Here is a 7,667-nt window from a genome sequence, read left to right as displayed (position 1 = left end):
GCATGCGACTTTGCGCCATCCGCTATCGCGGCCTGGCCAAGGCGGCAGGACAGGTCCTCATCGCGGCCATCGCCTTCAACATGCGCCGCTGGGTAACGCTGGCCACCTGAGCCTGGGTCGCAGTGCGCCCGAAACCCACCGAATACGCCAACTCCTACCCCATCCGGCCGCAAACCCGCGCCGGAAAGCACCTCGATGCGCCCCTGCTGTCTCTCCAGGCGTCCAAAGCCTAATAACGCAACGGGCCCTCAAGGGGGGAGATTGGATGTCACGACGGCTTTCGCCAATCACCAACTTCGCAGAATGAGCACATCGCCGACGCTGCTAATCTCCCCCCTTGAGGGGGAGATGTCCGGCAGGACAGAGGGGGGTGCTGCCCCTCCAGCGTCGAAAGGTTAGGCGGCCTCGGCTCTACACTTCGCACACGTCCCGCGAAACTCGATCACTGCCTTCTTGGCGGCAAACCCGGTTGAGCGAACCCACTCATCTAGCCGATGATCGACATCATGGTCCGACATCTCCGTCACCTGCCCGCAGGTGTCGCAGATGGCAAAGGCAGTCATCGAATGGCTGTGGTCGTGCGGTTCGGCGCAGGCGACGAAGGAGTTCAGGCTTTCGAGCCGATGCACGAAGCCTGCCTTCACCAGGCTGTCGAGCGCGCGGTAGACCTGCAGCGGCGCGCGAAAACCGCGCTCGCGCAGCTGGTCGAGCAGCGTATAGGCGCTGAGCGGTCCGCTGGCGGCCTCGAGCTTTTCGAGCACGCTCAGCTGATTCTTCGTCAGCACATCCCTTGCCGCCATGATCCTGTTTTCCGATCTTTCCACACCGCCTGCACGGCATTTCTGCCATGCGACGGTCTCAATTCCCTTGAGATAGCGATGAACCGGGCTTTTTGCCACTGTTTCCGTTATCGCCATCGACACCATGACCGCCACCGCCGGTTGACGGCATAGACCACATTCAAAATACTGACAAAATTCTCAACGAGGGGTAGCGCACTTGGAAATTCGATCGGGCTTGGGGAAGCAATCATGATCAAATTGACACGACGGACGCTGCTCGTCGGCACGTCGGCGCTGGCGGCCGCCAGCATGGCATCGTTTCAAGTCCGCGCCGCCTCGCGCACCTACCATGCGTTGCTGGTTGCCTGCACCGACTATCCCAATTTGCCGCAAAAGAACTGGCTGATCGGGCCGAAGAACGACGCCGGCCTGGTGCGCGACTATCTCCTGAAGAACACGCCGGATCCGGTGAAGTTCTCGGCCGAGAACGTCACCTTGCTTGCCAAGGATGTCGAAGGCGCCAACGGCCCGCCGACGCATGCGGCGATCAAGGCCGCCCTTGCCGATCTCGCCGGCAAGGTGCAACGCGACGATTTCGTCTATCTGCATCTGTCCGGCCACGGCGCCCAGCAGCCGCAGGCCAAGGCCGGCGACGAAACCGACGGGCTCGATGAAATCTTCCTGCCCTCCGACATCAACAAATGGATCAACCGCGAAGAAGGCGTGCCGAACGCGCTGGTCGACAACGAGGTCGGCGCCGCACTCGATGCCATCCGCGACAAGGGCGCCTTTGTCTGGGTCGTGTTCGACTGCTGCCATTCCGGCACGGCGACGCGCGCCGCGGAAGTCGATGACGAACTGGAACGCAAAGTCGAATTCGCCGACCTCGTCGGGGGCGACGATGCGGCGAAAGCGGCGGCCGTGAAGGCCTATGACGACATCACGGCCAGCGCATCGCGCGGCTTCGACGAGAATGGCGCCCGCAAGCCGGCCTTCAACCTGACGCCGACCGGCGCCGAGCCGATCGCCAGGGGCAAGCTGGTTGCCTTCTATGCCGCGCAGACGGTCGAGACGACGCCGGAAATGCCGCTGCCCAAGGGCACGCCCGACGCGCCGCGCTTCGGCCTGTTCACCTTCACCATCCTGTCGAAACTGGCCGAGAGCCCCAACGTCACTTATCGCCAGCTTGGCCAGGCCGTGCTGCAACAATATTCGGCCGATGGCCGCACAAGGCCGACGCCCTTGTTCGAGGGCGAACTCGACGCCCGCGTCTTCGGCACCGACAAGACCGACGCCGTTATGCAATGGCCGATTGCCGTCAAGGACGGCGACGTCGCGATCGGCGCCGGGCTGCTGCAGGGGCTCACCCCGGGCAGCAAGCTCGCCATCCTGCCTTCGGCGCTGTCGAACCTGTCCGACGCGGTCGGCTATCTCGAAGTGCAATCGGCCAGGAACCTGGAAAGCAACCTCAAGCCGGTCGAGTTCGACGGCAAGCCGGCGCTTGCGCCCACCACCGTACCCGCTGGCGCCTATGCGCGCGTCGCTGAACTTGCCGTCGACTACAAGCTTTTGGTGGCAAAGCCGGCGCCGACCGCCGGGCTCGAAAAGGAAACCGAGCTCGTCAATTCGGTTCTCGACGGACTGGCGGCAAAGCCGAATTCCGGCTTCCACATCGCGCTGGTTGAATCAGGCAAGGGCGCCGATTTGCGGCTGGCGGTGCTGCGCGAAAAATCCATTGCCGGCGCTGCCGCCGACGCCAGCGACGAACCGGCACTGTGGTTCCTGCCGGCGTCAGGCGATATCAGCTTGAAGGACGGCAGCAAGCCGCCGCGCATCGTCATCCATCAGGATGGCCGCAACAAGCTCACTGAGGCCACCGCCAGGAACCTGACGACGATCTTCCGCGCCACCGGCCTGTCGCGGCTCGCCGCCGCCTCCGACTACCGGCCGGACGAGGTCAGCGTCCAGTTCCTGATCAAGCGCCAGGACAGTGGCGCGATGGAGCCGATCGAATCCTCGACCGTGCCGCGCGTTTCGCCGGGCGACCAGGTGCATATCTCAGCCAAAAATGAGTCCGACGAGTTTGTCGACATCAACGTGCTCTATATCGGCAGCGACTATTCGATCACCCACATCGTCTCCGAGCGGCTGGCGCCGATCAACCAGCAGGCCGACCAGGGTCTGAAGGAAGGCCTGCTTGCCTTCACCGACACCAGCTTCGGCATGGAGCGCATGATTGCCGCGCTGACCGAGGCGCCGCCGCAAAGCGAGAAGGAAGATCTGAGCTTCCTCGCCCAGGAAGGCGTGCGCGCCGTGACGCGGGGGGCTTCCGCCCCGCCCGGCTTCTCCGACATGCTTGCCGACATCGGCATGGCGCCGGCGACCCGCTCGGTGATGCGGCTTGCCGACAAGAGCGGCCCGAAGGGCGCGGTGATGATCTTCCCGATGGAGACGGTGCCGCGCGCCTGACCTGACATTGCTTCGCCGGCTCTTGCCGGCGTGATATATGAACATTTCCCGGCTCGCGGCGCCTCGATCTGCCGCGGCGGGACGCAACAGATGAGGACTTCAGTGACTATCCCCGTGCTTTCCTGGCGCGCAGCGACCGCCGGCCTTGCCGCCGGCTTGTTGCTGGCCGTCAACGCTTCGGCGGACGAGAGCTGCGGCCTGTGCGTCAAGCAGGTCGTCACCAACTCCGAGCTCGCCACCTGCTTTCTCGACCAGTACGACCAGATCGCCAAGACCGGCAGCACGGCCGTCGTCGTCGATCTCTCCAACTGCGCCTCGCGCGGCGTGGTCGAGCCTTTGCCGTCACCCAACAAGGCGGCTGCCGAACCGGACGTGCAGTTCATGATTTCGCGCACGCAGCTCGATTGCCTGAAAAAGAAACTGGAGGCGCCCGGCATCGTGCTCGATCCTTCCGCCACCATCCAACTGGACAGCTGCGGATGAAAAAGCCGGGGGGCACTGCAACACAAAAACGGCCGGCCCTGCCGGTGCCGGCGTCGAACAAGAAGCCGGAGACCTTGCCGGAAACCACCGAAGGTTTTCCGTGGCCGAGCAGCCACGAGATCAAGAAGGAATCCAACCCGTTCACCGACCGCGACTGGCGCATGCTGGCCTACGCCTGGTCGGGTCTCGCCGTGCGGCTGGCGATCATCTTCACCCTCGCTTTCTCGGTCTTTCAGTTTCTGGCAAACCAGGAACAGAAGCGCGTCGAGCAGACGATGTCGCTGGTCGAGCTCTGGGAGAGCAAGGATTTTCAGCAAGCGCAGCGCGCGCTCAAGGAGCGGCTGGCGGCGCTCAACGCCAAATACGACAATCTGCTCAGCGCCACGCCGTCGCCGACCGAGGAACAGGTGTTTCGGCAACGCATCGGCATCGAGGCGATGACCGCCAGCGGCGGCGCCATGCCGATCGCCGATTTCAACGACAATTTCGACCGCATCGTCTATTTCCTCAACCGTCTCTCCATCTGCGTCGAAGGCAAGCTCTGTTCGCGCGACGTCGCCGATGCCTATTTCCGCGACTATGCCGTGTCGTTCTGGAGCTACTTTGCCGGCTACATAGAAAAGGAACGCAAGACCGGTTCCGCCAACTATGCCCAGGCGATCGAGAACTATGTGCGCCATGGGTCGCCCCCGCCTGCTGACTCCAAATAGCGGTGCAACAAGGTGCCGGGCAGCTCTCACCTCTTGCGTGCTTTCCGGTGGCTGATCGTGGTCGGTCTTCTGGCGCTGGTGTCGGTCGCCCGTGCCGAAGACCTCGATTTCCATCTCGATCTCGACACCGGCGGTCACAGCGCAAGGGTTTCCGACCTTGCCTTCACGCCGGACGGCCAGGAACTGGTCTCGGCGTCCGACGACAAAACCATCCGCATCTGGGACTGGCAGAGTGGGCTGACGCTGCGCACCATCCGCGGCTATCTCGGCAACGGCAATGACGGCAAGATCTTTGCCATCGCCGTGTCGCCGGATGGCAAGACGATCGCCACCGGCGGATATTTCGGCGCCGGCATCGGCGACAAGCCGCCCTACGGCGATGTCAGGCTGTTCGATTTCGCCACCGGCAAGATCAAGGCCGTGCTCAAAGCGGCCGACTACGCGATCTACGATGTCGCCTTTTCGCCGGACGGAAATATGCTCGCCGCCGGCGGCGGCGATGGCTTCGTCTATCTGTGGCGGGCGGACGACAAATCCGCTTCGGGCTGGACGCTGGCCGCAAAACTCGATGCCGATTCCTGGCGTATCGAAAAGCTCGCCTTCGCGGCAGCGGGAACCCGGCTGGCGGCGACGACCACCGACAATGGCATAAGGCTATGGGACGTCCCCAAGGGCGAAGAGATTGCTCTGCCCAACGAAGCCGAACCGCTGCGCGACGTCAGCGTCGCCGCCCTCGCCGTCTCGCTGGATGGCAACCTGTTTGCCACCGGCAGCAAGGATGGCGATGTCCGGCTCTGGCAGGCCAGCGACGGTAAGTTCGTCCGCGCCATGCCGAAGCAGGATTTCCAGATCGGTGCGCTGAGCTTCGCCACCGGCTCGCGGCTGGTCGCGTCGTGCAGCTATCGCTGCGCCGACAAGCACCGCTCGGTGGTCTGGAACACAGACGGCGGCGAGCAGGTGCTCGACTATAGCGGCCATGACGGCACGGTCTTTGCCAGCACCAGCAATGCGGACGGTTCGCTGGTGGCGACCGCCGGCGGCACCCGCAACGCCATCCAGCTCTGGAACCCGGCGACGGGCGAGCGCAAGGCGCTGCTGCAGGGCGTCGGCGAACCGGTGACTTCTGTCGGCTTCGATGCGGCGAGCAATTCCGTCGCTTGGGGCAATGCCAACCCCTGCCCCGAACGCGTCTCCTGTCCGGAGATGCTGGGCACGCTGGACAAGACGCTGGCGCTGCCGACGGCCGAGCGGTTCTTTGAGGACCCGGAGGCGTTGACGGAACAGGGCGCCTTTGCCCGCGCCACGTTGACCGACGGTGAATGGTCGCTTCGCGCCGTCCCCGGCGGCAAGGACGGCCTGGAGAATGCGGCGCTGGAAATCGCAAGCGGCGGCAAGGTCGTGCACAGCATCGAGAACGCCGCCACCAATGGCTTCGTCCATTCGGCCTATACGCTGTTCGGCAACGGGCTTGGCCTGATCACCGGCGGCAGTGATGGAACGTTGCTGGAATACAAAACCGCGACCGGTGCGGTGTCAGGCGAATTCACCGGCCACACCGGCGAGATAAACGCTATTGCCGCTTCCGAAAAGGAGGGACTTCTGGTCACCGGCAGTGCCGACCAGACCGTGCGGCTGTGGAATTTGAAGACGCACAAACTGATCGTCTCGATGTTTTTTGCCGGCTCCGAATGGATTGTCTGGATGCCGCAGGGTTACTACTACTCCTCCGCCGACGGAGACAAGTTGATCGGCTGGCAGGTCAATCAGGGCCGCGATCATGAAGGGCGCTTCATCAGCGCCGGCCAGTTGAAAAAGTATCTCTGGAGCCCGGAAATGGTGCGCCGGGCCATCGTGCTGCGCAGCGCCGAACAAGCCGTCCAGGAAATGCGTCCGGGCGTTGACCGCGAGCTGGAGAAGCTCTTGCTGCGCAAGCCGCCGGAATTCGGCATCAGGCTTGCTGACGACCAGAGCAATGTCCGCGAGGGGTATGTCGCCGTCGAGATCTCGGGCGCGCAGGAAGCCGGTGCCGATGTCGCCGGCTTTTCGATCCTGTCGAACAGCCGCAATGTCGGGGATGTGACCGCACGCTCGGCTGATGGTGGCAAGAGCACCATCGTCGAGGTACCGGTCGAGAACGGCGAAAACACCATTCGCATCACCGGCACCAATGAATTCGGCTACCTGACCGAGCGCAGCGTCACAGCGCTCGGCCGGAAAACCGAAAAGCCCGCCAACAAGGGTAAGCTCTACGTCGCCGTGATCGGCGTCGACAAATATCCTTTCCTCACCGATGCCTGCGCCGGCCGCGCCTGCGATCTGCGTTACCCCGTCGACGATGCCACCGAATTCCTGAAGGTGATCTCGCAGAAATCCGCGCCGCTGTTCTCGTCGATGGAGACACTGGTGCTGGTCAACCGCGAAGCGCTGGACGAGGCGCCCGACGCCGGCAAGGACGTGTTCAAGGTCGCCAGCGCCGACAGCATCCTGGAGCCGGACTCCGACACCATCGACGACCAGCTTGCCGACTTCCTCGACAAGCCCGGCGAGAACGACACCACCATCATTTTCGTCGCCGGTCACGGCATCAACATCGACGAGGACTATTATTTCATCCCCACCGATGGCCGCAAACAGGATGCCGACCGCTGGAAGCGCTCCTCGCTGGTCGACTGGGGCGACATCCAGAAATCGGTCGAGCGGGCCAAGGGCATGCGCTTCATGCTGCTCGACACCTGCCATGCCGCCAACGCCTTCAACCCTCGCCTGGAAAAGGACGCGCAGGACGCACGCATCGTCGTCTTCTCCGCCACCGCCGCCAACAACACCGCCGCCGAACTGCCCGAACTCGGCCATGGCGTCTTCACCTATTCGATACTCGAAGGCCTGCGCGGCCGGGCCAAGACATCGGATGGCGGCGTGACGCTGTTCGGCCTCGCCGACTACATTTCGCGCGAAGTGGTGCGGCTGACCGCGGCGAAACAGAAGCCGTTTTACTATGTCGGCGGCGTCGAAAACATCGTGCTGGCAGAGCCGTGACCACGGCAGGACGGCGCCAAGGCACCCCCCTCTGTCCTGCCGGAGATCTCCCCCTCAGGGGGGGAGATTGGCTGTCATCGGCGACTTCGCCAGGTATCAACCTTTCAAAAGATGAGCTGGCGACGAGGAGATTAATCTCCCCCCTTGAGGGGGAGATGTCCGGCAGGACAGAGGGGGGTGTTGAAGG

General features: G+C 63.6%; 5 protein-coding genes and 1 pseudogene. 5 read left to right on the top strand and 1 reads right to left on the bottom strand.

What is annotated here, in order from left to right:
• Nucleotides 1–110 (top strand): annotated as a pseudogene (locus AC1DZ8_RS33175) (IS5/IS1182 family transposase); the annotation flags it as partial.
• A gap of 285 nt (nt 111–395) precedes the next feature.
• On the opposite strand, the gene AC1DZ8_RS33170 reads toward AC1DZ8_RS33175, so the two are convergent.
• Nucleotides 396–800 (bottom strand): Fur family transcriptional regulator, encoded by a 405-nt coding sequence (locus AC1DZ8_RS33170; protein ID WP_477309836.1) that lies wholly within the window; start codon nt 798–800, stop codon nt 396–398.
• Nucleotides 801–1,031: 231 nt separating this feature from the next.
• Here AC1DZ8_RS33170 and AC1DZ8_RS33165 point away from each other — a divergent pair, with 231 nt between their 5' ends.
• The 4 genes from AC1DZ8_RS33165 to AC1DZ8_RS33150 all read left to right on the top strand — a co-directional run bounded on the left by AC1DZ8_RS33165 (nt 1,032) and on the right by AC1DZ8_RS33150 (nt 7,480).
• Nucleotides 1,032–3,251: a caspase family protein gene (locus tag AC1DZ8_RS33165; protein WP_477309835.1), complete on the top strand. Its 2,220-nt coding sequence runs from the start codon at nt 1,032–1,034 to the stop codon at nt 3,249–3,251.
• A 90-nt stretch (nt 3,252–3,341) separates the two neighbouring features.
• Nucleotides 3,342–3,734 (top strand): hypothetical protein, encoded by a 393-nt coding sequence (locus AC1DZ8_RS33160; protein WP_477309834.1) that lies wholly within the window; start codon nt 3,342–3,344, stop codon nt 3,732–3,734.
• Entirely contained in the window at nt 3,731–4,444 is a 714-nt protein-coding gene (locus AC1DZ8_RS33155) for a DUF4760 domain-containing protein (protein WP_477309833.1), read from the top strand. The genes AC1DZ8_RS33160 and AC1DZ8_RS33155 overlap by 4 nt, the downstream gene beginning before the upstream one ends.
• A 57-nt stretch (nt 4,445–4,501) precedes the next feature.
• On the top strand, nt 4,502–7,480 hold the full coding sequence (locus AC1DZ8_RS33150) for a caspase family protein (RefSeq protein WP_477402390.1): 2,979 nt from the start codon (nt 4,502–4,504) through the stop codon (nt 7,478–7,480).
• The last annotated feature ends 187 nt before the right edge of the window (nt 7,481–7,667 follow it).

This window comes from Mesorhizobium sp. P2_F7, from assembly GCF_056403695.1.
This window is presented reverse-complemented; position numbering and strand designations above follow the sequence as displayed.

Excerpts from the sequence above, each read along its gene's own strand:
- AC1DZ8_RS33165 (WP_477309835.1), top strand. The coding sequence starts at position 1,032 with ATGATCAAATTGACACGACGGACGCTGCTCGTCGGCACGTCGGCGCTG.
- AC1DZ8_RS33160 (WP_477309834.1), top strand. The coding sequence starts at position 3,342 with ATGAGGACTTCAGTGACTATCCCCGTGCTTTCCTGGCGCGCAGCGACC.
- AC1DZ8_RS33155 (WP_477309833.1), top strand. The coding sequence starts at position 3,731 with ATGAAAAAGCCGGGGGGCACTGCAACACAAAAACGGCCGGCCCTGCCG.
- AC1DZ8_RS33170 (WP_477309836.1), bottom strand. The coding sequence starts at position 800 with ATGGCGGCAAGGGATGTGCTGACGAAGAATCAGCTGAGCGTGCTCGAA.